28 protein-coding genes are annotated in these 23010 nt (G+C 70.5%); 12 read left to right on the forward strand and 16 right to left on the reverse strand.

Going from position 1 to position 23010, the window contains the following annotated elements; all coding sequences use genetic code 11:
• Nucleotide 1 precedes the first annotated feature (1 nt).
• Nucleotides 2-310, forward strand: a complete 309-nt coding sequence (locus NYE39_RS02270) for a hypothetical protein (RefSeq protein WP_341011760.1) — start codon at nucleotides 2-4, stop codon at nucleotides 308-310.
• A gap of 86 nt (nucleotides 311-396) precedes the next feature.
• Entirely contained in the window at nucleotides 397-645 is a 249-nt protein-coding gene (locus tag NYE39_RS02275) for a hypothetical protein (protein ID WP_341011761.1), read from the forward strand.
• 392 nt (nucleotides 646-1037) lie between these two features.
• Here the strand turns inward: NYE39_RS02275 and NYE39_RS02280 are convergent, their stop codons facing one another.
• Together NYE39_RS02280 and NYE39_RS02285 are read right to left on the reverse strand one after the other, a co-directional pair.
• A complete protein-coding gene (locus tag NYE39_RS02280) occupies nucleotides 1038-2219 on the reverse strand; it encodes an IS481 family transposase (RefSeq protein WP_433955121.1) in 1182 nt (393 codons plus the stop codon).
• 161 nt (nucleotides 2220-2380) lie between these two features.
• On the reverse strand, nucleotides 2381-3562 hold the full coding sequence (locus NYE39_RS02285; protein ID WP_433955121.1) for an IS481 family transposase: 1182 nt from the start codon (nucleotides 3560-3562) through the stop codon (nucleotides 2381-2383).
• A gap of 301 nt (nucleotides 3563-3863) precedes the next feature.
• On the opposite strand from NYE39_RS02285, the gene NYE39_RS02290 reads away from it, so the two are divergent.
• Nucleotides 3864-4220 carry a helix-turn-helix domain-containing protein gene (locus NYE39_RS02290; RefSeq protein ID WP_192912130.1) on the forward strand — a complete coding sequence of 119 codons (357 nt, stop codon included), beginning with the start codon at nucleotides 3864-3866 and terminating at the stop codon, nucleotides 4218-4220.
• A 2-nt stretch (nucleotides 4221-4222) separates the two neighbouring features.
• On the opposite strand, the gene NYE39_RS02295 is transcribed toward NYE39_RS02290, so the two are convergent.
• Nucleotides 4223-4810, reverse strand: a complete 588-nt coding sequence (locus tag NYE39_RS02295; protein ID WP_084451862.1) for a ClpP family protease — start codon at nucleotides 4808-4810, stop codon at nucleotides 4223-4225.
• A complete protein-coding gene (locus tag NYE39_RS02300; protein WP_192912131.1) occupies nucleotides 4807-5436 on the reverse strand; it encodes a ClpP family protease in 630 nt (209 codons plus the stop codon). The genes NYE39_RS02295 and NYE39_RS02300 overlap by 4 nt, the downstream gene beginning before the upstream one ends.
• A gap of 90 nt (nucleotides 5437-5526) precedes the next feature.
• On the opposite strand from NYE39_RS02300, the gene NYE39_RS02305 reads away from it, so the two are divergent.
• Both NYE39_RS02305 and NYE39_RS02310 read left to right on the forward strand, forming a co-directional pair.
• Entirely contained in the window at nucleotides 5527-6927 is a 1401-nt protein-coding gene (locus tag NYE39_RS02305; RefSeq protein WP_192912132.1) for an AAA family ATPase, read from the forward strand.
• Complete coding sequence (locus NYE39_RS02310; RefSeq protein WP_192912133.1) at nucleotides 6917-8941, forward strand: vWA domain-containing protein; 2025 nt, start codon at nucleotides 6917-6919, stop codon at nucleotides 8939-8941. Before NYE39_RS02305 ends, NYE39_RS02310 begins: the two co-directional genes overlap by 11 nt.
• A gap of 65 nt (nucleotides 8942-9006) precedes the next feature.
• Here NYE39_RS02310 and NYE39_RS02315 read toward each other — a convergent pair whose 3' ends face one another.
• The 5 genes from NYE39_RS02315 to NYE39_RS02335 are packed head-to-tail and all read right to left on the reverse strand — an operon-like array spanning nucleotide 9007 to nucleotide 13318.
• Nucleotides 9007-9795: a putative hydro-lyase gene (locus NYE39_RS02315; RefSeq protein ID WP_226283232.1), complete on the reverse strand. Its 789-nt coding sequence runs from the start codon at nucleotides 9793-9795 to the stop codon at nucleotides 9007-9009.
• Nucleotides 9788-10687, reverse strand: coding sequence for a 5-oxoprolinase subunit C family protein (locus NYE39_RS02320; RefSeq protein ID WP_226283234.1), 900 nt, complete (start codon nucleotides 10685-10687; stop codon nucleotides 9788-9790). Before NYE39_RS02320 ends, NYE39_RS02315 begins: the two co-directional genes overlap by 8 nt.
• Nucleotides 10684-11289, reverse strand: a complete 606-nt coding sequence (locus NYE39_RS02325) for a 5-oxoprolinase subunit B family protein (RefSeq protein ID WP_226283236.1) — start codon at nucleotides 11287-11289, stop codon at nucleotides 10684-10686. The genes NYE39_RS02320 and NYE39_RS02325 overlap by 4 nt, the downstream gene beginning before the upstream one ends.
• Before the next feature lie 5 nt (nucleotides 11290-11294).
• On the reverse strand, nucleotides 11295-12065 hold the full coding sequence (locus NYE39_RS02330; RefSeq protein ID WP_226283238.1) for a LamB/YcsF family protein: 771 nt from the start codon (nucleotides 12063-12065) through the stop codon (nucleotides 11295-11297).
• 38 nt (nucleotides 12066-12103) lie between these two features.
• Nucleotides 12104-13318 carry an NRAMP family divalent metal transporter gene (locus tag NYE39_RS02335; protein ID WP_341013352.1) on the reverse strand — a complete coding sequence of 405 codons (1215 nt, stop codon included), beginning with the start codon at nucleotides 13316-13318 and terminating at the stop codon, nucleotides 12104-12106.
• A 176-nt stretch (nucleotides 13319-13494) separates the two neighbouring features.
• Between NYE39_RS02335 and NYE39_RS02340 the strand changes: the two genes are divergently transcribed.
• The gene (locus NYE39_RS02340) at nucleotides 13495-14175 is read left to right on the forward strand and encodes a GntR family transcriptional regulator (RefSeq protein WP_072624540.1); all 681 of its coding nucleotides are present in this window, start codon (nucleotides 13495-13497) and stop codon (nucleotides 14173-14175) included.
• Between the two features lie 15 nt (nucleotides 14176-14190).
• On the opposite strand, the gene nhaA is transcribed toward NYE39_RS02340, so the two are convergent.
• The 3 genes from nhaA to NYE39_RS17260 are packed head-to-tail and all read right to left on the reverse strand — an operon-like array spanning nucleotide 14191 to nucleotide 15961.
• The gene (gene nhaA / locus NYE39_RS02345; RefSeq protein WP_341011763.1) at nucleotides 14191-15471 is read right to left on the reverse strand and encodes a Na+/H+ antiporter NhaA; all 1281 of its coding nucleotides are present in this window, start codon (nucleotides 15469-15471) and stop codon (nucleotides 14191-14193) included.
• 53 nt (nucleotides 15472-15524) lie between these two features.
• Nucleotides 15525-15695 carry a hypothetical protein gene (locus NYE39_RS02350; protein WP_164513578.1) on the reverse strand — a complete coding sequence of 57 codons (171 nt, stop codon included), beginning with the start codon at nucleotides 15693-15695 and terminating at the stop codon, nucleotides 15525-15527.
• Entirely contained in the window at nucleotides 15692-15961 is a 270-nt protein-coding gene (locus NYE39_RS17260; protein WP_404813238.1) for a DUF6328 family protein, read from the reverse strand. The genes NYE39_RS02350 and NYE39_RS17260 overlap by 4 nt, the downstream gene beginning before the upstream one ends.
• On the opposite strand from NYE39_RS17260, the gene NYE39_RS02355 reads away from it, so the two are divergent.
• Together NYE39_RS02355 and NYE39_RS02360 are read left to right on the forward strand one after the other, a co-directional pair.
• Complete coding sequence (locus NYE39_RS02355) at nucleotides 15872-16168, forward strand: DJ-1/PfpI family protein (protein ID WP_192912136.1); 297 nt, start codon at nucleotides 15872-15874, stop codon at nucleotides 16166-16168. The genes NYE39_RS17260 and NYE39_RS02355 overlap by 90 nt on opposite strands.
• A 158-nt stretch (nucleotides 16169-16326) precedes the next feature.
• Entirely contained in the window at nucleotides 16327-16596 is a 270-nt protein-coding gene (locus NYE39_RS02360) for a DUF7218 family protein (RefSeq protein WP_072624543.1), read from the forward strand.
• A gap of 80 nt (nucleotides 16597-16676) precedes the next feature.
• Here the strand turns inward: NYE39_RS02360 and NYE39_RS02365 are convergent, their stop codons facing one another.
• From NYE39_RS02365 to NYE39_RS02380, 4 genes are all read right to left on the reverse strand, one after another.
• A complete protein-coding gene (locus NYE39_RS02365; protein ID WP_072624544.1) occupies nucleotides 16677-17066 on the reverse strand; it encodes an ectoine synthase in 390 nt (129 codons plus the stop codon).
• 46 nt (nucleotides 17067-17112) lie between these two features.
• Nucleotides 17113-18393: a diaminobutyrate--2-oxoglutarate transaminase gene (ectB, locus tag NYE39_RS02370; RefSeq protein WP_341011764.1), complete on the reverse strand. Its 1281-nt coding sequence runs from the start codon at nucleotides 18391-18393 to the stop codon at nucleotides 17113-17115.
• 52 nt (nucleotides 18394-18445) lie between these two features.
• Nucleotides 18446-18961, reverse strand: a complete 516-nt coding sequence (gene ectA, locus NYE39_RS02375) for a diaminobutyrate acetyltransferase (protein ID WP_072624546.1) — start codon at nucleotides 18959-18961, stop codon at nucleotides 18446-18448.
• Between the two features lie 151 nt (nucleotides 18962-19112).
• Nucleotides 19113-20240 (reverse strand): MalY/PatB family protein, encoded by a 1128-nt coding sequence (locus tag NYE39_RS02380; protein WP_341011765.1) that lies wholly within the window; start codon nucleotides 20238-20240, stop codon nucleotides 19113-19115.
• Between the two features lie 41 nt (nucleotides 20241-20281).
• Between NYE39_RS02380 and NYE39_RS02385 the strand changes: the two genes are divergently transcribed.
• The 4 genes from NYE39_RS02385 to NYE39_RS02400 are packed head-to-tail and all read left to right on the forward strand — an operon-like array spanning nucleotide 20282 to nucleotide 22989.
• A complete protein-coding gene (locus NYE39_RS02385; RefSeq protein ID WP_072624548.1) occupies nucleotides 20282-20887 on the forward strand; it encodes a CDP-alcohol phosphatidyltransferase family protein in 606 nt (201 codons plus the stop codon).
• Nucleotides 20877-21878, forward strand: a complete 1002-nt coding sequence (locus NYE39_RS02390) for a DUF881 domain-containing protein (protein ID WP_125932812.1) — start codon at nucleotides 20877-20879, stop codon at nucleotides 21876-21878. Before NYE39_RS02385 ends, NYE39_RS02390 begins: the two co-directional genes overlap by 11 nt.
• Nucleotides 21875-22207: a small basic family protein gene (locus tag NYE39_RS02395; RefSeq protein ID WP_341011766.1), complete on the forward strand. Its 333-nt coding sequence runs from the start codon at nucleotides 21875-21877 to the stop codon at nucleotides 22205-22207. The genes NYE39_RS02390 and NYE39_RS02395 overlap by 4 nt, the downstream gene beginning before the upstream one ends.
• On the forward strand, nucleotides 22204-22989 hold the full coding sequence (locus NYE39_RS02400; RefSeq protein ID WP_072624551.1) for a DUF881 domain-containing protein: 786 nt from the start codon (nucleotides 22204-22206) through the stop codon (nucleotides 22987-22989). The genes NYE39_RS02395 and NYE39_RS02400 overlap by 4 nt, the downstream gene beginning before the upstream one ends.
• Nucleotides 22990-23010: the final 21 nt, after the last annotated feature.

The raw sequence follows: 23010 nt of genomic DNA on the forward strand, positions 1-23010 counted from the left end.
CGTGACCGGCCAAGACGTGGCCGACTTCCTCGGCCAGGGCACCAACACCACGTTGGTTGCCCTGGCCAGGGAGCACGTTGTCATCGTCACCGCGATGGTCAAGGCGTACACCCGCGACAACGGCTTCGACGGGGGGATGCCCGGCGACGACCTCGCCGCGGTCATCACCACCGCCACCGCGCGTCTGGTCAGCAACCCCGGCCAACTGCGCTACGGCGTGGCAGACGTCCAGATGAATGACGCCTTCCAGGGCTTCAGCCTCGCCGAGACGTTCGTCCTGAATCGCTACCGGAAGCGGGCTCACGGATGATCCTCACCGACCAGGTCGAGCTCCTCACCGCGGGCACGGAGGAGGACCCCTACAGCGGCGAGACGGTCGTCTCTTGGACTACGGGAGTGACCTCCACCCTGTTGCCCGCGCACGTGTCTTACGCGTCCGTGTCGGTCACCAACGGGGGCATGCCCGGTCGTCAAGCGATGGTCGAGGAGCTTCGCGCGGTGATCCCGCCTGTGGACTTCGACCCGATCGTGAACCGGCTTCGGTGGAACGGCACGGACTACACCAACGACGGGCCGCCGATGCTGCGACGGATCAACGGCCGGGACCACCACCTCACGGTCCCGCTGAGGGCCGTCAACGGCTGACCCGGAAAGGACCGACGCCCCCGACCGATTGCTCCCGGCCGGGGGCCTCTCTCGGCGTCGATCACGTCGTCGTCGGCTCCGGGCGTCGGGTCGACGATTTCGGCAGTTCTGCCGCTTTTGTTGTTGTCATGCAGGTCGTCGCGAACCTGCCTCTCGCTAACGCCTGCCGTGTCGGCATTTGACCGCCATTTTTGACCGCCATTGAGTCTCGTCCGGGGGTGTCCGGGGGAGTGTGCCGACGTCGGAACCCTTGATATTGCACGGTTACGGACTTCCCCGGACGCTACGCCCGCGACTGGGGGTCAAGGGGTCGCAGGTTCAAATCCTGTCAGCCCGACGGTGTGATGTCTCAGGACATCGGCATAGCCGGACCTACGTTTTTGTAGGTCCGGCTATTGCTTTTGTGGGCCGGGTTTTCGGCCGGTGGGTTGGTAGTCGCGGGTGGGGTCGAGGGTCAGCTCGCGCAGGATCTCGCCGGTGGCGGCGTTGATGATGCGGATCTCGAGGTCTTGGACGAGGAGCAGGACGTAGGTTCCGGCGTGGGTTCGGCCGACTCCGATGTGGTGCAGGCGTCCGTGGTGGCGCAGGGTGACGACGCCGGATTTGTCGATCTTGTCGGTGCGTACGCGTTCGTGGGTCGTCGTGGTGGGGGTGCCGGGGGCGGCTTTGGGGCGGGCGGTGTACGCGGTGGCGGGGGTGGCGCGGTGCGGTAGGGATCGGTGGGGGCGTCGGTTGTTGTACTCGTCGCGGAAGTCGTCGATCAGGGTTTGCAGGGCCTGGACGGTGGCGGGTTGTTCGGCTTGGGCGCGTAGCCACTTCTTCATCGTCTGCTGGAAGCGTTCGACCTTGCCGCAGGTCGTGGGGTGTGCGGGTCGGGAGTTCTTCTGGGTCACGCCCAGGGCGGCCAGGTGGGTTTCGAGGGCGTTCTTGCCGCCGCGGCCGCCGGCCAGTCGGGTGGTGAAGACCATCCCGTTGTCGGTCAGCGTGCTTGCGGGGCAACCGTGTTCGTCGATGGCGGCTTGGAATGCGGCCAGCACGATCGGGCCAGTGACTCGGGTGTGGGCACTGATGTGCAGCGCGCAGCGGGAGTGGTCGTCCAGCCAGGTGAGGATTTCCACGTCGCGGCCGGTGGCCAGCCGGTAGTGCGTGAAGTCAGACTGCCAGGTCTCGTTGGGTTGCTCGGCTTCGAAGCGGATGTAGGAGGACTTCGGGCGTTTCTTCGGCTCTGGCACCCCGCGTCCAGCTCGGGTCAGGATGCGGTTGATCGTGGCCCGGGAGGTCGTGACGTCATGGTGGTGACGCAGGTGCCAGCCGATGGTCTCGGCGCCGGCGTCCAGGCCTTGCGCGCTCAGCTGGTCACGTAGCTGCAGCACGAGGTCGACCGTGGCCTGCGGGGTCGCGTTCGTGGAGGTTGCGGGGCGGCGGGAGCGAGGCTCGAAGGCCTGCTCGCCCTCCGCGCGGTAGCGGGCCATCAGCTTGCTGATCCAGCCCTGAGAGACGCCATAGGTCCGGGCGACCTCGGACTGTGACTGGCCGGCCAGGACCGCGGTGATCACGAGACGACGTTTCGACATGCCCCAGCATCAGGACCACACCCATGCCGATGTCGTGAGACACCCCTATTCCAATGACTCGAGACACCCCATTCCGATGTCCTGAGCCAGCACACTGTCAGCCCGACGGTGTGATGTCTCAGGACATCGGCATAGCCGGACCTACGTTTTTGTAGGTCCGGCTATTGCTTTTGTGGGCCGGGTTTTCGGCCGGTGGGTTGGTAGTCGCGGGTGGGGTCGAGGGTCAGCTCGCGCAGGATCTCGCCGGTGGCGGCGTTGATGATGCGGATCTCGAGGTCTTGGACGAGGAGCAGGACGTAGGTTCCGGCGTGGGTTCGGCCGACTCCGATGTGGTGCAGGCGTCCGTGGTGGCGCAGGGTGACGACGCCGGATTTGTCGATCTTGTCGGTGCGTACGCGTTCGTGGGTCGTCGTGGTGGGGGTGCCGGGGGCGGCTTTGGGGCGGGCGGTGTACGCGGTGGCGGGGGTGGCGCGGTGCGGTAGGGATCGGTGGGGGCGTCGGTTGTTGTACTCGTCGCGGAAGTCGTCGATCAGGGTTTGCAGGGCCTGGACGGTGGCGGGTTGTTCGGCTTGGGCGCGTAGCCACTTCTTCATCGTCTGCTGGAAGCGTTCGACCTTGCCGCAGGTCGTGGGGTGTGCGGGTCGGGAGTTCTTCTGGGTCACGCCCAGGGCGGCCAGGTGGGTTTCGAGGGCGTTCTTGCCGCCGCGGCCGCCGGCCAGTCGGGTGGTGAAGACCATCCCGTTGTCGGTCAGCGTGCTTGCGGGGCAACCGTGTTCGTCGATGGCGGCTTGGAATGCGGCCAGCACGATCGGGCCAGTGACTCGGGTGTGGGCACTGATGTGCAGCGCGCAGCGGGAGTGGTCGTCCAGCCAGGTGAGGATTTCCACGTCGCGGCCGGTGGCCAGCCGGTAGTGCGTGAAGTCAGACTGCCAGGTCTCGTTGGGTTGCTCGGCTTCGAAGCGGATGTAGGAGGACTTCGGGCGTTTCTTCGGCTCTGGCACCCCGCGTCCAGCTCGGGTCAGGATGCGGTTGATCGTGGCCCGGGAGGTCGTGACGTCATGGTGGTGACGCAGGTGCCAGCCGATGGTCTCGGCGCCGGCGTCCAGGCCTTGCGCGCTCAGCTGGTCACGTAGCTGCAGCACGAGGTCGACCGTGGCCTGCGGGGTCGCGTTCGTGGAGGTTGCGGGGCGGCGGGAGCGAGGCTCGAAGGCCTGCTCGCCCTCCGCGCGGTAGCGGGCCATCAGCTTGCTGATCCAGCCCTGAGAGACGCCATAGGTCCGGGCGACCTCGGACTGTGACTGGCCGGCCAGGACCGCGGTGATCACGAGACGACGTTTCGACATGCCCCAGCATCAGGACCACACCCATGCCGATGTCGTGAGACACCCCTATTCCAATGACTCGAGACACCCCATTCCGATGTCCTGAGCCAGCACACTGTCAGCCCGACGGACGGAAATCCGTTGACATGAAGCCGATCTCGGGAGACCGAGGTTGGCTTCAGTCATTCCCCGGGGAGGGCAAAGATCTCCGTGGGTGGGGGTGGGAGCGACCGGCCATTCCGTAGGGAATCACCTCGCCTTGCTGGCTTCTGCTCTGAGCAGAAGCGAGCGCTGTCAGCCTTCCGCAGGCCTACGCTGAGTCATGGCCGAGACCGCCGAGAACACCCACCGCGACCCCACCCCCTTCGAGCGCGCCCTCCTGCAGCGACGACGACGCACGGCCGAGCCCCTGTGGCGTGAGGCCCTCGGCGAGCGCCTGCGCGCGTTGCGGCACGAGCGGGGCGACACCCTCGACGAGACGGCCGAGCGAGCCGGCATCTCGATGCAGTACCTCTCCGAGATCGAGCGTGGGCGCAAGGAGCCGTCGAGCGAGATGATCGCCGCGGTCGCGGGGGCCCTCGACGTCACGCTGCTCGACCTCACTCTCTCGGTCGCCGAGTCGCTGCAGGCACCGACCAGGACGAGGGGGAGCGCCTCCGCCCTCGCCCTGGCCGCCTGAGCTCACCGCACGTCGATCACCTCGTCGACGATCCCGAACTCGAGCGCTGCCGCGGCGGTGAGCACCCGGGTGCGGTCGGTGTCGGCCCGGAGCTGCTCCGTCGTCCGCCCCGTGGCCCGGGCGAGGATGCCCTCGATGTCGGCCCGGACCCGGACGAGCTCGTCGGCCTGCAGGATGAGGTCGGGGATCGGCCCCCTGCCCTGGGCCGACGGCTGGTGCAGCACGACCCGGGCGTGGGAGAGCGCCGACCGCTTGCCCGGCGCGCCCGCCGCAAGGAGCACAGCCCCTACCGAGATCGCCTGTCCCACACAGGTGGTCGCGACATCGGGGCGGATGTAGCGCATCGTGTCGTGGACCGCGAGCATCGCGCTGGGGTCACCCCCTTCGCAGTTGATGTAGAGCTGCACGTCGCTCTCGGGGGCCACCGCCTCGAGGTGGATGAGCTGGGCGATGAGGGCATTGGCCACGCCCGCGTCGATGGCCGTGCCGAGGTAGATGATCCGCTCGGCGAGCAGGTGGGAGTAGACGTCGAGGACCCGCTCACCCCGCGGGTGCTGGGCGATGACGTTGGGGATCGGGTAGGTGCTCATCGGGTGCTCCCGACGAGGCCACCGCGGAAGCCCGTGGGTGTGCGGCCGCCCGGTACGACGTCGGCGTAGCTGGTGACGATCTCGTCGACGAACCCGTAGTCGAGCGCCTCCTGCGCGCTGTACCAGCGGTCGCGCAGGGAGTCCTCGAAGACGCGCTCCAGCGGCTGGCCGGTGTCGTCGGCGATGAGCCCGAGCACCGTGTCACGCGTGTGCCGCAGGTCGTCGGCCTGCAGCTCGACGTCGACGGCCGTGCCACCGATGCCGGCCGACCCCTGGTGCAGCAGGATCCGCGAGTGCGGGAGCGCCCGCCGCTTGCCCGCAGTGCCGGCCGAGTGGAGGAACTGGCCTGCGCTGCAAGCGATCCCGAGCGCCAGCGTGCTCACGTCATTGGGCACGAGCCGCATGATGTCGCGGATGGCGAGCATGGCGGGGACGGCGCCACCGGGGGAGTGGATCCACAGGGCGATGTCTCTCGTCGGGTCGTCGGCGGCGAGTGACATCAGCTGGGACATCAGCAGCGTGCCGTTGTCGTCGTCGAGGACGCCGTCGAGGACGAGGACGCGCTGCCGCATCAGCTCGCGTCGGGCTCGGTCGTCGAAGGGGGAAGGGGTGGGTGTCTCGCTCATACCTCCACCGTCGCGCTGGGTCGTCCGGATGCCGGCGGGATTCCGCCTGCAGCAGATCTGCCCACAGCGAAGGGGTCTAGTCTGCGGAGGGTGAGCACCGCGACTGCCGCCCCCACCATCTCGACCGTCGGCGAGCTGCGCGCCGCTGGTCATGAGGCCAAGCCCCTGCGGGTCGAGATCCGCGACAACCTCCTGGCCCGACTGCGTGCCGGTGAGGACCCCTGGCCGGGCCTGCACGGCTACGAGGACACGGTGATCCCGCAGGTCGAGCGGGCCCTGCTCGCCGGGCACGACATCGTCCTGCTGGGCGAGCGCGGTCAGGGCAAGACCCGCCTGCTGCGGACCATCGCCGGGCTGCTCGACGAGTGGACCCCGGTCATCGAGGGCTCAGAGCTCGCCGAGCACCCCTACGAGCCCATCACGCACGCCTCCCGCCGTCGCGCGGAGGCCGAGGGGGACTCCCTTCGCATCACGTGGCGGCACCGCGACGAGCGCTACGTCGAAAAGCTCGCCACTCCCGACACCTCCGTCGCCGACCTCATCGGCGACGTCGACCCGATGAAGGTCGCCGAGGGACGCTCGCTCGGCGACCCCGAGACGATCCACTTCGGACTCATCCCGCGCAGCCACCGCGGCATCGTGACGATCAACGAGCTGCCCGACCTCGCCGAGCGCATTCAGGTCGCGATGCTCAACGTCATGGAGGAGCGCGACATCCAGGTCCGCGGCTACGTCCTGCGCCTGCCGCTGGACGTGCTCGTCCTCGCGAGCGCCAACCCCGAGGACTACACCAACCGCGGCCGGATCATCACGCCCCTCAAGGACCGCTTCGGCGCCGAGATCCGCACGCACTACCCGCAGGAGCTCGAGGCCGAGGTCGCCGTCACCCGCCAGGAGGCGCAGCTGGTGGCGGAGGTGCCCGACCACCTCGTCGAGATCCTCGCCCGCTTCACCCGCAACCTGCGCGAGTCCTCCTCGGTCGACCAGCGCAGTGGCGTGAGCGCCCGCTTCACCATCGCGGGCGCGGAGACGATCGCGGCGTCCGCCCTGCACCGCGCAGCCCGCCAGGACGAAGGGGAGGCCGTCGCCCGCATCGTCGACCTCGAGACCGCGGTCGAGGTCCTCGGCGGCAAGATCGAGTTCGAGAGCGGCGAGGAGGGCCGAGAGCACGAGGTCCTCACGCACCTGCTGCGCACCGCCGTCGCCGACACGGTCCGGCACCTCGTGCGGGGGATCGACTTCGGCCCGCTCGTCACGGCGATCGAGGAGGGTGCCGAGATCGCCACGGGTGAGCAGGTGAGCGCACGGGACTTCCTCGACGGGTTGCCCGCACTCGGCGAGTCGCGCGTCTACGAGGAGCTCTTCGAGCGGCTCGACGCGCAGACCGACGGTCAGCGGGCCGCAGCCGCCGAGCTCGCGCTCGAGGGCCTCTACCTGGCGCGCAAGGTCGGCAAGGACTCTGCTGGGGGCGAGACCGTGTATGGCCAGTAGCCGCAGTCGATTTCGTCGCTACGCCGGGGGTGACCCGCTTGCCCCGCCCGTCGACATCGCCGAGGCGCTCGACGACATCGGCGAGCGGGTCATGGGCGGCTCCTCGCCCGAGCGGGCGCTGCAGGAGCTGCTGCGCCGGGGCACGTCCGACCGGATCGGGCTCGACGAGCTGTCCCGACGCATCCACGAGCAGCGGCGGGAGCTGCTGCAGCGGCACAACCTCGACGGCACCCTCCAGCAGGTGCGCGAGCTGCTCGACCGCGCCGTGCTCGAGGAGCGGGGGCAGCTGGCCCGGGACGTGCAGATGGACGACACCGACCGGGCCTTCGCCGAGATGAGGCTCGACGGGCTCCCTTCGTCCACGGCCGCGGCGGTGAGCGAGCTGCAGGACTACCCGTGGCAGTCCTCGCAGGCGCGGGCCGACTACGAGCAGATCAAGGACCTGCTCGGTCGGGAGGTGCTCGACCAGCGCTTCGCCGGCATGAAGCAGGCGCTGGAGGGGGCCACGGACGAGGACCGCGTTGCCGTCGGGGAGATGCTGCGCGATCTCAACTCCCTGCTCGAGAAGCACCAGCGCGGCGAGGACACGCCGCAGGACTTCGACGACTTCATGGCCCAGCACGGGGACTTCTTCCCCGAAGGGCCTCAGGACATCGACGAGCTCGTCGACGCGCTGGCCCAGCGAGCCGCCGCAGCCCAGCGGATGCTTGCCTCGATGACGCCCGAGCAGCGCCAGGAGCTCATGGAGCTGTCCGCGCAGGCCTTCGGCTCGCCCGACCTGATGGAGGCACTGGGGCAGCTCGACGGCAACCTGCAGGCCATGCGTCCGGGAGAGGACTGGAGCGGGTCGGAGCGCTTCGGCGGTGACCAGGGGCTGGGCCTGGGCGACGGGACCGGGATGCTCCAGGACATCGCGAGCCTCGATGCCCTGGCCGAGCAGGTGTCGCAGACCTACGGCGGAGCACGGCTCGACGACATCGACCTCGACGCCCTCGCCCGGCTCCTCGGTGAGGACGCCGCTGTCGAGGCCCGTGCGCTCCGCGAGCTCGAGCAGGCCCTGCGCGGCAGCGGGGCGCTGCGCCGGGACTCCGAGGGACGCCTGCGGCTGACGCCCAAAGCCATGCGTCAGCTGGGCAAGGCCCTGCTCCGTGACATCGCGCAGCGCATGTCCGGCCGTCAGGGCCAGCGCGACCTGCGACAGGCGGGCGCGGCGGGGGAGCGCTCGGGAGCGACCCGGCTCTGGGCCTTCGGCGACACCGAGCCGTGGGACATCCCGCGCACCGTGCTCAACGGCGTGCTGCGCCGGGCGGGTGCCGGCGCCGACGGTGGTCGGCTCATCACGACCGATGACATCGAGGTGGCCGAGACGGAGGCGCGCACCCAGGCCGCCGTCGCGCTGCTCGTCGACACCTCCTTCTCGATGGCGATGGACGGACGCTGGGTGCCGATGAAGCGGACCGCGCTGGCGCTGCACACCCTGATCCGCACCCGCTTCCGCGGTGACCACCTGCAGCTGATCGCCTTCGGTCGGCACGCGCGCGTCATGGAGATCGAGGAGCTCACCGCGCTCGACGCCTTCTGGGACAAGGGGACCAACCTCCACCACGGACTGCTCCTGGCGCACCGGCACTTCCGCAAGCACCCCAACGCGCAGCCCGTGCTGCTCGTCGTGACCGACGGCGAGCCCACCGCGCACCTCGAGCCGCACGGGGAGACCTTCTTCGACTACCCGCCGCACCCCCTGACGATCGCCAGGACGGTCCGCGAGCTCGACGCGGTGAGCCGGCTCGGGGCGCAGACGACCTTCTTCAGGCTGGGCGAGGACCCCGGTCTCGCGCGCTTCATCGAGTCACTCGCCCGGCGGGCGGACGGCCGGGTCGTGGCGCCCGAGCTCGACGACCTCGGTGCTGCGGTCGTCGGCTCCTACCTCGGCGCGCGGCACCCCGGGCGCGGGAGCGACGCGGGCGGCTACGGCAGCTGGTTCGGCGACCGGGGCTTCTGGTTCGACGAGTGATGCCGGCGCGACGGCGGGTCTGGGGCCGGTGCCGACAATAGTGCGCCGAAGGACCAAGGGGTATGTCAGGGCACGAGGTAGTCGGAGTCGCGCGCGTCGGTGATCGCCATCATCCCGGGAGCGTGCCCGATGGCGAAGGGCGGGCGGGACTGCATGATCGCCGCCTGCGGGGTCACGCCGCAGGCCCAGAAGACCGGGACCTCACCGTCGCGCACGGGCACCGGGTCGCCGAAGTCCGGCGACCCGAGGTCGCGAATGCCGAGCGCAGCCGGGTCGCCGACGTGGACGGGTGCGCCGTGGACGGCGGGGTAGCGAGAGGTCACCCTGACGGCGGTGGCGACCTGGTCCGCGGGCATCGGTCGCATCGACACCACGAGCGGGCCGCCGATCGATCCGGCCGAGCGGCACGGACGGTTGGTGCGGTACATCGGCACATTGCTGCCGGTCTCGATGTGCCGCACGGGGGCGCCGGCCTCGAGCAGGGCCGCCTCGAAGGTGAAGCTGCAGCCGATGAGGAAGGCCACGAGGTCCGGGCGCCAGAGGTCGCGCACGTCGGTCACCTCGTCGACGAGCTCGCCGTGCTCGTACACGCGGTAGCCCGGCAGGTCGGTGCGCAGGTCGCCGTCGAAGATCTCGCAGGCCACCTCGCCCGGCTCGGTGACGTCGAGGACGGGGCAGGGCTTGGGGTTGCGCTGGGCGAAGAGCAGGACGTCGTAGGCCTGCTCACGCGGCACCGCGATGAGGTTGGCCTGCGTCCAGCCGGCACTCCACCCGGACGTCGGCACCGACAGCCCGTCGCGGAACCGCGCGCGGGCCTCGGTGGGGGACAGGGTGGCCGGGACGAGGTCAGCCACGGCGGACACTCCCTTCGATCTCGAAACGCAGTTGCTGGCCGGGCTGGGCCTGGGCCGCCCGCCCGATGTCCGCCGCGACGACGACCCCGATCACGGGGTAGCCGCCGGTGACGGGGTGGTCGGCGAGGAAGAGCGTCGGCTGACCAGACGGGGGCACCTGCAGGGCGCCCGGGACCATGCCCTCGCTCTTGAGCTCGCCGTCGCGGGCCCGCTCCAGGCGGGGGCCGGACAGACGCATGCCGACCCGGTCGCTCTCCGAGGTCACCTCGTAGGCGCCGCCCACCAGTGTGTCGAGGGCGTCCGCGACGAACCAGTCGTCACGCGGACCCGGCACGACCCGCAGCCGGACCTCGCCCGTCGTCGGCGCGGCCACGGGGGCCACGTCCACGACCGGTGCCGCGAAGGGAGCCCGCCCCACCGGGAGCAGGGTGCCGGGGGAGGGCACCGCGGGCCCGAGGCCCGCGAGCGTGTCGGTGGACCGCGAGCGTAGGACCGGGTCGACGTCGATGCCGCCGCGGACTGCCACATAGCTGCGCAGCCCCGCCGTCGCCGCCCCCAGGCGAAGGGAGGCACCGTCCGGCAGCCAGGTCACGGCGGCGTGCCCCACGGGCTGCCCGTCGACGGTCGCGGGGGTCGTCGCGCCGGTGACCGCGACCCACATGCCGCCGAGGGCCCGCACCTCGAGGCCACCGAAGGTGACCTCGAGTGCGGCGGTGCCCTCGGGGTTGCCGAGGAGCCGGTTGGCGAGCCGCAGCGAGGCGGGGTCGGCGGCACCGGAGCGGCCGACCCCGAGTCCGGCCAGACCCACGCGGCCGAGGTCCTGCACCGTCGCCTGGGGCCCGGTGGCGACCACCTCGAGCGCTCGCGTCCCGGTCACTGCCCCGGTGCTCACGACGACACCTCGACGTAGCGCACGGTCGTGCCGGGCACGAGGAGTGCGGGCGGCTCCCGGCCGATGTCCCAGACCTCGAGCGCGGTGCGGCCGATGAGCTGCCAGCCGCCGGGGGACTCGCGGGGGTAGACGCTGGCGAACTCGCCGGCGATCGCCACCGATCCCGCCGGCACCCGCGTGCGCGGGTTGTCGCGGCGCGGCACCCGCAGCCGCTCGTCCCCGCCGACCATGTAGCCGAAGCCGGGCGCGAAGCCGCAGAAGGCGACGGTCCACGGTGACCCGGTGTGCGCTTCGATGACGCCCCGCTCGCCGAGGCCGGTGATCCGACCGACCTCGGCCAGGTCCTCACCGTCGTAGACGACCGGGATCTCCACCTCGCCCGTCGTCGCCCGCTCGTGGCTGCCGACGGTGATGCCCGAGACCCGGCGCGCCAGCCCCTCGACGTCGGTGACCCGCGGGTCGATGGTCAGCAGGAGGGTCGTCGCGGCCGGGACGAGGTCGACGACCCCGTCGGGCAGGTCCTCGTCGAGACGGGCATACAGGGAGAGCACCTCGTCGAGATCAGCGAGCTCGACGAGCAGGGCCGTGTCACCTGCCGGCATGAGCCTCACCTCGGCTCCCCGGCGAAGGGGGTCACGCCGACCCCGGCCGCGTCCAGCCCCGCCCGGACGCGTCGGGCGATCTCGACCGCGCCGGGGCTGTCGCCGTGGACGCACAGCGACCCGGCGGGTGCCGGGACGACGCTGCCATCGACCGCGACGACCTCTCCCTCGGTCGCGATGCGCACGCATCGCTGGGCGATCTCGTCGGGTTCGTGCAGGACGGCCCCGGGCTCGCGGCGGGAGACGAGCCTGCCCTCGGGTGTGTAGGCGCGGTCCGCGAAGGCCTCGCCGACGGTCGTCAGCCCGGCCTCCTCGGCGAGCCGCAGCCACGCCGAGCCCGGCAGCCCGAGAACGGGCAGGCTGCGGTCGTACTGGACGACGGCCTCGACGACCGCGGCCGCCTGCTCCTCGTGGTGCACGATCGCGTTGTAGAGCGCGCCGTGCGGTTTGACGTAGCGCACCCGCGTCCCGGCGACCCGGGCGAAGGCCTCGAGCGCCCCGATCTGGTAGAGCACGTCGTCGGTGAGCTCGGCCGGCACGACGTCGATGAAGCGGCGCCCGAAGCCGGCCAGGTCGCGATAGCCGACCTGGGCCCCGATGGCGACCCCGCGCGCCGCCGCGCCCTCGCAGCTGTGCCGCAGGACCGTGGGGTCCCCGGCGTGGAACCCGCAGGCGACGTTGGCGCTCGTCACCACCTCGAGCATCGTGTCGTCGTCGCCGAGGGACCACCTGCCGAAGCTCTCGCCGAGGTCGGCGTTGAGGTCGATCTGCATCATCTGCTCCTTTCGTCGTGCGTCGCGGTCGGTCCCGGGCCTCACTGCTGCCAGAGGTCGACGATCCCGCTGAAGGACTCGTAGCCGAGGTAGATCGTCAGCAGCCACACGACGAGCCCGACGTAGGCCAGGACCTTGGGGTAGCGGTAGCCGCCGAGCAGGTCGCGTCGCATCAGCGCCACCCAGATGACGATGCCGAAGCCGAAGGGGAGGATGAGGCCGTTGAGCGCACCGGCGAGGACGAGCAGCGTCGCCGGGGTCTGCCCGAGCGAGAGGTAGATGGCCGCGGAGAAGACGATGAAGCCGATGACGACCCACTGGGCGTGCCGCTTGATCGTCTCGCTGAAGGTCGTGAGGAAGCTGACCGAGGTGTACGACGCCCCGATGACGCTCGTGATGCTCGCGGCCCAGAGGATGACGCCGAAGATGTGCAGCCCGACCTTGCCGAGCGCCGACTCGAAGGCCACGGCGGGCGGGTTGTCGACACCGACGAGGTTGACCCCACCGACGACGACACCGAGGATCGCGAGGAAGAGCAGCGCCCGCATGACGCCCGTGACGAGGATGCCGGTGATCGAGCCGCGGCTGATCTCGGCGACGCGCTCGGGCCCGGTGATGCCGGAGTCGACGATGCGGTGGGCGCCGGCGTAGGTGATGTAGCCGCCGACGGTGCCGCCGATGAGGGTGGTGATGATGAGGAACTCGACCTTGTCGGGCAGCACGGCCTGCTTGAGCGCCTCGCCGTAGGGCGGCTCGGTCGCGACGGCCGCATAGGCGACCATCGCGATCATCAGCACACCGAGGACGACGACGATCCGGTCCATGGCCACACCGGCACGCTTGCTGACGAAGATGCCGATGGCGACGAGGGCGGAGACGGCGCCGCCGATCTTGGCGTCCACGCCGAGCATCGCATTGGCGCCCAGTCCGGTACCGCCGATGTTGCCGATGTTGAAGACGAGCCCGCCGAAGACGACGAGTCCGGCCAGCACGTAGCCGAAGCCGGGGATCACCTTGTTGGCAAGGTCCTGGGCGCGCAGGCCGGAGATGCCGACGACGCGCCAGACGTTCAGCTGCACGGCGACGTCGACGATGATCGAGATGACGATCGCGAAGGCGAAGGCCGCGCCGAGCTGCGCGGTGAAGACGGTGGTCTGGGTGATGAAGCCCGGGCCGATCGCGCTGGTGGCCATGAGGAACATCGCCCCGAGGAGAGCCCCCTTCGTGGCCGTCGCGGCCGTGCCGGAGGGCGGCATCACCGATCCGTCGTCTTGGGTGTCGGGGTTGGGAGCCTGCGTCATCGGGGTTCTCCTGTCGCTCACGGGACCACCTCAGTGTGCTCCCGATCCGCCAAACTAGCGATTGTTCAACAATCCTGCAATACCCTTATCGGCTAGAGTCGCGGCAGGCCGGTGACGAAGGGGTGAGCGGGATGGCGGACGACTGGGTCGCGGCGCTGGAGGCGCAGCGCGAGCAGATGGGGCGCGCGAGCGCGACCGACAAGGTGGCCGATGCGCTGCGCACCCGCATCATCGAGGGCGATCTGCGCCCGGGGGTGCGGTTGTCGGAGGAGCGCATCGGGCGAGCGCTCGGCGTCTCGCGCAACACCCTTCGCGAGGCCTTCCACCTGCTCGGCCACGAGGGACTCGTCGTCCGCGAGTTCAACCGCGGCGTCTTCGTCCGCTCGCTGGGGGCCACTGACGTGCGTGACCTCTACGCCTTCCGCCGGGTCCTCGAGACCGCTGCCGTCCGACGCCTGGCCGAGCGGGGCGGCGACCTGACCGGCGTCCGTGCCGCCGTGGACGAAGGGGGGCGCGCCGCGGCCGACGGCGACTGGCGGGCGCTGGGCTCGGCCAACATGCACTTCCATGCCGAGCTCACCGCGCTGGCGGGGATCCGCCGGCTCGACGACGCGATGCGACAGGTCCTCGCGCAGATGCGGCTGGTCTTCGCGGCGATGGACGACCCCCGCACCTTCCACCAGCCCTACCTCGCTCACAACCGTGAGCTCGTCGAGCTCCTCGACGCCGGCCGCTGGGCCGAGGCGGAGGAGTCGCTGCTCGCCTACCTCGAGACGGCCGAGAGCCAGCTGCTCACGGCTCTGGCCGCCTGAGGTAGAGCGAGCAGGTCAGGCCGGCTGCGCCCCGGCGGCCTTGGCGGCCCGGCTGCGCATCGCGAGGACGCCGCCCCCGGCGAGCGCCGAGACGAGCGAGCCCAGGAGCACGCCGATCTTGACGTGCTCTTCGGCGACACTCGCAGCGCCGTAGGCGAGCTCGCCGACGAGGAGCGAGACGGTGAAGCCGACGCCGGCGACAAAACCCATGCCGATGATGTCCGGCCAGCGCAGCGAGTCGTCGAGCTGGAAGGCCGGCAGGCGGCTCAACAGGAAGGCCGTGGCGGTGATCCCGATCGGCTTGCCGAGGAAGAGGCCGGCGATGATGCCGAGGGTGATCGGGTCCTGCATGGCGGTGCGGAAGCCCTCGAGCCCGCCGACGGTGACGCCTGCCGAGAAGAAGGCGAAGACCGGGACGGCGACGAGGGTGGTGAAGACTCCCCACTGGTCGGCCAAGTAGGCGGTCAGTCCGTCGTAGATGGGGGTGCCGTCCTCGTCGGTCGAGCTCTGCACCCGGGCGCGCTCAGTCGCCACGACGGGGACGGTGAAGCCCAAGAGTACGCCGGCGACGGTGGCGTGGATCCCCGACGCATGGACGAGCGCCCAGGTCAGGACGCCGAGCGGCGCGAGCACCCACCAGGTGATGACGCCGCGCTGGACGAGGACCGCGAAGGCCGCAAGGGGCACGAGGGCGAGCAGGAGCCACTGCAGCTGCAGGCCCTGCGTGTAGACCACGGCGATGATCGTGATGGCGATGAGGTCGTCGACGATCGCGAGGGTGAGCAGGAAGACGCGCAGCGCTGGGGGCAGGTACCGCCCGACGACGGCCAGGACCGCGACGGCGAAGGCGATGTCCGTTGCGGTCGGGATGGCCCACCCGCGCAGCGCTCCCTCCGAGTCGGACGAGATGGCGATGCCGGCGAAGACCAGGGCCGGCACGGCGACGCCGCCGAAGGCCGCGGCGATGGGTAGCGCCGCTTGCCGCGGGTCGCGCAGCTTGCCGGCGACGAACTCCTCCTTGAGCTCGAGGCCGACGACGAAGAAGAAGATCGCGAGCAACCCGTCGGCCGCCCACTCGCCGATCGTCAGGTCGAGGTGAAGGGCGTGCGGGCCGACGGTGAAGTCGCGGACCGCGGTGTAGATATCAGCGGCGGGAGTATTGGCCAGGAGGAGGGCGACGACGGTCGCGCCGAGCAGGAGCGCTCCGCCGACGGCGTCGCTCTGCGCCGTGGCGTGCACGCCGCGCCACAGCTCGTGGGGAGCCAGACGGCTCGTGGTTGGGGGGGTCTGGGACATGCGTGACGACCTGTCTTGCGAGGGGAGGGGGGCTGGTGGCGACGTGTGGCACGTCAGCCGCTCGGCGGCGGGCAGCCGGCGATCTCCCCGTGGGCATTGGTGCCCCAGGTGCTGATCCAGCCGTTGGTCCCGGGGTGGCGCACCGTGCGCATGTGCGCGCGCATGCGCGCCGCCTCCGCGAGGAGGCGGGGCTGCGCGGCGGAGCGCGACTCAGGACCGGTCACAGGGAGAGTCTAGAGATCGACGAAGAGAGGTGATCGGCGGACTCGCCGCGGTCACCTCCCTTCGTGCTCCGGTCGTGGCTCAGCGACCGCCGGCGGTCTCCTTGACGAAGAGCATCGCGATCATGCCGATGACGCAGGCGCCCATCATGTAGGCGGCCGGGAACTCGAGGAAGCCGGTGCCCAAGCACCTGCACCCCGGTCTTCAGGACCCGGAACTCCTGCAGCAGGTCGTTCCAGTTGGGGCGCCGGTCGCGGCGATCTGCCACGCCATCTGGATGCTCGTGGAGGCGGACGCGGTCCGCGACCGCACGCTCACGTCGTGGCCGAGCCTGCAGACCGACGTGCGCAATGCCGGCGGGACGTGGGTGGACCCGGAGGTGGTCACCGACGGCTCGCTCGTGACGAGCCGCAAGCCTGACGACCTGCCGGCCTTCAACGCCGCGATGCTCGACGTGCTGGGTGCCGTCGGCTGAGCGGTCACCGCGCCCCCTCGGTCGGGTCGGCGTGCGGTCCGGCGGTGGAGTGGTGCATGCTGCCCATCTACCCCACCGCAGGTGGATCATGCCGCCCGGTGCATGTCACTCGGGGGCGGGGGTAGGACTGTCTGACGTGACCATGAGAGGAGCACACCATGCCCGAGCGGACACCAGGCCCGAGCGTCAAGGACGACGAGCTCTACGAGGAGTTGCGCGACGACGGAGCGAGCAAGGAGAAGGCGGCGAGGATCGCCAACGCCGCGGCCAACAGCTCACGCTCAGAGGTCGGGCGCCGCGGTGGCGAGTCCGGGTCGTACGACGACTGGAGCGTCGACGAGCTGCGCGAGCGCGCCAGAGAGCTCGAGATCGAGGGGCGGTCGTCGATGGACAAGGCTGAGCTCATCGACGCCCTGCGTCACCACTGATCCCGTCCTCGTCGGGAGAGCGCGAAGGGGACGGACCACACCGGGTCCGCCCCCTTCGTCGGCCGGAGCCGGGGGAGTGCTCAGTCCTCGGTGAGGACCGGGTACACGCCGTTTTCGTCGTGGACCTCACGACCGGTGACCGGCGGGTTGAAGACGCACGCGCAGTGGATGTCCTCCTCGACGGTCACGGTGTGCTTGTCCGCGTCGTCGAGCATGTACATGACGCCCGGCTCGAGGACGTACTCCTCGCCGGTGTCGCGGTCGAGGAGCGTGCCCTTGCCCTGGTAGACGTAGACCGCCTCGACGTGGTTGGCGTACCAGAACTCCGAGGACGTCCCCGCCTTGAGGATCGTGATGTGGAAGCTGAAGCCGACCTTGTCCTTGGCGAGCACCATCCGGCGGCTCTGCCAGTTGCCGTGCGTGACGTCGTACTCGGTGCCGTCGAGGTCGTTGACGTTGAGGACCTTCATGCGGATCTCCTTGTCTCGTGGTGCAGTTCGGTGGGGCGAAGGGGGATCAGGCGCCGGTGCGAGCCGGTGCCCCGAGGACCTCGCGGGCGGCGTCCTCGAGCTGGTCGAGGCCGGCGGCCATCTCCTCCTCGGTGATCGTCAGGGGCGGCATGACCTTGACCGCCTCGCTGTCGGGACCCGAGGTCTCGACGAGGAGCTTGCGCGCGAAGGCGGCCTTGGCGATCTTCTCGGCGACCTCGTGGTCGGCGAAGGCGACGCCCGCCAGCAGCCCGCGGCCGCGGACCTCGCTGCCCTCGGCGAGGCCGGCGAGGACCTTGAGCCGCTCACGCAGCTGGGCGGCGCGGTCGGCGATGTTGCGCTCCAGGGCGTCGTCGGTCCAATAGGTGCGCAGCGCCTGGGTCGCGGTGACGAAGGCCGGGTTGTGCCCGCGGAAGGTGCCGTTGTGCTCGCCGGGCTCCCAGTCGTCGACCTCGGGCTTCATCAGTGTCAGCGCCATCGGCAGACCGTAGCCGGAGATGGACTTGCTCAGCGTGATGATGTCGGGGTCGAGACCGAAGGGCTCGAAGGAGAAGAAGGTGCCGGTGCGGCCGCAGCCGGCCTGCACGTCGTCGATGATCAGCAGGACGCCGTGCTCCTTGCACAGGGCCTCGAGCTCCTTGAGCCACTCGCCGCGGGCGGCGTTGAGGCCGCCCTCGCCCTGAACCGTCTCGACGATGACCGCGGCGGGCAGGTTGTGGCCCGAGCCGCTGTCGGCCCAGATGCGCTTGAGCCAGGCGAAGTCGGAGGTCTCGCCGACGATGTAGTCGTCGTAGGGGGCCGAGGTCGCGTGGTAGAGCGGCGTGCCGGCACCGGCGCGCTTGAAGGCATTGCCCGTGACGGCGAGCGAGCCGAGCGTCATGCCGTGGAAGGCATTGGTGAAGGAGACGATCTCCTCGCGGCCGGTGACCTTGCGCGCGGTCTTGAGCGCGGTCTCGACGGCATTGGTGCCGGTCGGCCCGGGGAACTGGATCTTGTGGGTCAGGCCTCGCGGCTCGAGGATGACCTCGGTGAAGGTCTCGAGGAAGTCGCGCTTGGCCTTGGTGTGCATGTCCATCGAGTGCGTCACGCCGTCGCGGGAGACGTAGTCGAGGAGCGCCTCCTTGAGCACGTCGTTGTTGTGCCCGTAGTTGAGCGCGCCGGCACCGGAGAAGAAGTCGGTGTAGACCTCGCCGTCCTCGGTCGTCTGGTGCACGCCCTTGGCCGTGTCGAAGACGACGGGCCAGTTGCGGCAGTAGCTGCGCACCTCGGACTCGCGCTGGGTGAAGATCTCGGTGGCGGGGTTGGTCATGTCAGGTCCTTTGGTCGAAGGGGGACTGGGGCTCAGCTGTCGTGGGGCCGGGTCAGAACGGTCCGATGCGGTGCAGCACCTCCGGGTCGTGCCCTTCGTCGGGGAAGTGGGCCTTCACGAAGAGGTCGGTCTCCTCGTGCTGGGCGTCACGGGTGCGGGCGAAGCGGGCGAACAGCGCGCGCGAGGCCTCGTTGTCGTCCGTGATGGTCGTCTCGAGCATCGTCACGCCGGGGACCGCGGCTGCCAGGTGGTCGAGCATCCGCCCGGCGAGGCCGTGGCCCCGCTGGTCGGCGTCGACGGCCACCTGCCACACCATCAGGGTGCCGGGGGAGTCGGGGCGGACGTATCCGCTGACGAAGCCGACGACCGCGCCGTCGCGCTCGGCCACGACGCTGGTCGCGGCGAAGTCCCGCGCCCACAGCAGGTAGGCATAGGAGGAGTTGAGGTCGAGCGTCTGGGAGTCCCGCGCCACGCGCCACATCGCGCCACCGTCCTCGAGGGTCGGTCGGCGCAGCACGAAGGGGGACTGCTGGTCGGTCGGGAGGGTCGTCTCGTCGTCAGCGGTCACCTGTTTCAACTTAACGTGACCTGCTGACAGATCAAATCAGGGTTCGGCACGGGTCTCGAATTCCGTTGCGCTGCAACGGTATTCGTCGAATCGTGATCCGGGCCACCTCGTGACCTTCGCGAAGGGAGCGTGGCCGGGCCCCTCCCTTCGGTCACTGGAGGCTGGCCGCGATCCGCAGGATCGCCTCCTCGAGGATCTGCGGCGACGTCGCGAAGTTCAGCCGCGCGTGACCCTCGCCGGCGCCGAAGGGGGGTCCGGACATCAGGGCCACCCGGGCGTCCTGCCGCAGCCGGACCGCAGGGTCGTCGCCGAGGTCCAGCTCGCGCAGGTCGAGCCAGGCCAGGTAGGTCGCCTCGACGGGCCGCCAGTGCACCGACGGCAGGTGACGCTCGAGCAGCTGGGCCAGCAGGGTGCGGTTGGCATCGAGGTCGGTGACGAGGTCGACCAGCCACGAGCGGTCCTGCTCGAGGGCCACCGTGTGCAGCCGGACGGCGAGGTGGCTCGTCGTGTAGCCGAGATCCTCCGGCAGTGCCGCGAGGAGGTCGTCGGCGGCGGTGCCCGCCGCGATGCCGGCCGCCTTGACCGCGGCGAGGTTCCACCCCTTCGCTGCCGAGATCACCGACAGCCATCCCTGCGCCTCGGGGACCGCCAGAGCGGGGGTGAAGGAGGCGCCCGGCAGGACCAGGGGGGCGTGGACCTCGTCGCTGACCACGCGGACCCCGTGGCGATCGGCGACCTCGGCGACCGCACGCAGCTCGTCGGCGGTCGGGACGACCCCCGTGGGGTTGTGCGGGTTGGCGAGCATCAGGGCCCCGCGCCCGTCCCGGGCGAAGGCCTCCTCGAGGGCCGAGGCGTCGAGGCGACCTTCCTCGGTCAGGGGGACGGTGACGAGACGACGGCCGAGCTCGGCGACGACCGCGTGGAAGGGCGGGTAGACAGGAACCGCGATGTAGACCGGGTCGCCCGGGTCGGTCATCACCGCGAGCGCCGCCTTCATGCCCGACATGACGTCCGCCACCGGGCGCATGCGGCCCGGGTCCACGTCGGCGCCGCACTCGCGGTAGAAGTCCGCAAGGGCCTCGAGGTAGGGCTCGTTGACCGGGTAGCCCAGATCGCCGTCGCGGGTGATCCGGGCGAGCTCGTCGGCGATGCCGGGCGCCGGCAGGACATCCATCTCGGCGACCCACAGGGGCAGGACGTCCTCGGGGTGCAGCCGCCACTTGATGCTCGTGCGGCGCCGGCAGGTGGCTTCGTCGAGGGTGAGCACGCGGCGGTCCATGGGTCTACTTTGGCATCGACCGCAGCGCCTACGCTGGCGACGTGGGTGCGGTCGAGGAGCGAGAGGGCCCCTGGCGGGTCGACGAGGTCCTCACCCTGCCCAATGCGCTGTCGCTGCTGCGGCTGCTCGGTGTCCCGCTCTTCCTGTGGGCCATCCTCACCGGGCGCGACGGGCTGGCGCTGATCACGCTCATGGCCTCGGGCATCACCGACTACCTCGACGGCAAGCTCGCGCGAGCCCTCGGCATGACCTCACGCGTCGGTGCGCTGCTCGACCCCCTCGCGGACCGCCTCTACATCCTCACCACGGTGGTCGCACTCGCCTGGCGCGACGTGATCCCGTGGTGGCTCGTCGTGCTGCTGGTCGCCCGGGACGCCGTGCTGGCCGTGCTGCTGCTCGTGGCCGGTCGGCAGGTGCGGGCGCAGATCCCGGTCCACTTCGTGGGCAAGGCCGCAACCCTCAACCTTCTGTACGCCTTCCCCCTCCTGCTGCTCGCCGACGGGCGCGGCACGCTGGCGGACCTCGCCCTCCCACTCGGCTGGGCCTTCGCGTGGTGGGGTGTGTGGCTGTACTGGATCTCGATCGCCATCTACGGTCTCGAGGTCACCACTGCGCGTCGGACGAGAGGAGCAGCACGTGCGACCTGACGCACCAGACGGCGGCCGCCGGCGCCCTGCTCCCGAGCGGATGGCCGAGGAGGACCTCGGCGAGGACGAGGTCGACTACGCCGACGCGTCGGGGGTCGCCCACCCCGAGCGTCGCCGCGATGCCTCGATGACCCTGCTCATCTCGATGCTCGAGCGTCCCCTCGACCCGGGCTACGCCGCGGCCGCCGACAAGCGCCGAGCCGAGGGGCTGCCGGCGTCGACCGGCACCCGCCGACCGCTGCTGCTCGTCTGGCTGCTGCTCATCGGGCTGGTCATCGGCATCAGCACCGCCGCCCTTCGCGATCGTGACGGGGCCCGCTCCGAGGCCCGGGCCCAGCTCATCCAGCAGATCGAGGACAAGCAGGCCGAGGTCGACAAGAGCGACCGTCGAGCGCGGACCCTGCAACGCGAGGTCGACGCCGCGACCGCACGGCTGGACCCCGACCTCGTCGGCACCCGCCAGGCGGAGCTCGACGCGCGCCGGGTCGCCAGCGGACTCGTGGCGGTCCAGGGCCCTGGCCTGCGCATCACCCTCGACGACGCGCCGGGTGGGGGCACGAGCGCCGACGGGGACCCCCGGACCAACGTGAGCAACGAGGGCCGGGTCCAGTCCAAGGACATGCAGCTGATCACCAACGGTCTGTGGGACGCCGGGGCCGAGGCCATCAGCATCAACGGCCAGCGGCTCACCTCCAGGACCGCGATCCGCTTCGCAGGCGAGGCGATCCTCGTCAACTTTCGGCCGCTCACCAGGCCCTACACGATCGAGGCGATCGGCGACTCCGGCCAGATGCAGACGCGCTTCGCCGAGAGCGTCGCCGGGTCCTACCTCACCGGCCTCGAGTCCAACTACGGCATCCAGACCTCCCTGACGACGCAGGACGAGCTCCACCTGCCCAGCGCCGTCAACGTCAGCACCCGTGAGGCGACGGTCGTCCCCGAGGGACGCACCCCGCCCAAGGTGGTTCCACTCGAGAAGGAGACCTCGTGATCCCCGCCCTCGGACTCGTGGTCGGGATCGTCCTCGGCCTGGTCCTGCAGCCGGACGTCCCGATCTGGCTGCAGCCCTACCTGCCGATCGCGGTCATCGCCGCCCTCGACGCCGTCTTCGGCGCCGTGCGGGCGACGCTCGACGGCATCTTCGACGACAAGGTCTTCGTCGTCAGCTTCCTGTCCAACGTCGTCGTCGCCGCCTTCATCATCTTCCTCGGCGACCAGCTCGGCGTCGGTTCGCAGCTGTCGACGGGTGTCGTCGTCGTGCTCGGCGTGCGGATCTTCTCCAACGTGGCCTCGATCCGACGACACCTCTTCAAGGCATGAGCACCACACCCGAGACGCCCGAGCCCGAGGGCGACGAGACCGTGGCGTCGACGAGCGCCTGGCGGCGGGTCTACCTCATGGCCCGGCCGAGGGCCACGCGGGCCAATGCCTTCGCGCTGCTGCTCGCCTGCCTGCTCGGCTTCGCGATTGCCACCCAGGTGCGGCAGACGCAGTCGCAGGGCCTCGAGGACCTGCGGCAGGACGAGCTGGTGCGCATCCTCGACGACGTGACGCAGAACGGCACCCGGCTCGACGACGAGATCAACGAGCTCGAGACGACCCGCGACGGGCTGGCCTCGAGCGAGGGCAACTCGCCCGAGGCCATCGCGGCGGCGCAGCAGCGGGCCGACACCCTCGGCATCCTCGCGGGCACCGAGCGCGCCACCGGCCCGGGCATCACCCTGACGATCGAGGACGCCGACGGTGCGGTCGACGCGGCCGCACTGCTCGACGCCGTGCAGGAGCTGCGCGACGCCGGAGCCGAGGCGATGCAGGTGGGCGACGTGCGCATCGTGGCCAGCACCTGGTTCCGCGACGGCGACGACGGGGTCATCGCCGACGGCAAGACGCTCGACAAGCCCTACACCTTCACGGTCATCGGTGACCCGCAGACGATGAGCTCGGCGATGGAGATTCCCGGTGGCGTGTCGGAGTCGGTGCGCAGCAAGGGCGGAGAGCTGACGATCCGGGAGTACGAGTCGATCAACGTCGAGGCGTTGCACACGGATTCGTCGCCTCGTTACGCTCAGCCCGTCCCGGAGCCGACCGACGGCTCGAACTGATGCGGGCTCGACGAGGAGAGA

The sequence above is a fragment of the Janibacter sp. FSL W8-0316 genome, assembly GCF_038004165.1.
GTDB lineage: Bacteria > Actinomycetota > Actinomycetes > Actinomycetales > Dermatophilaceae > Janibacter > Janibacter indicus.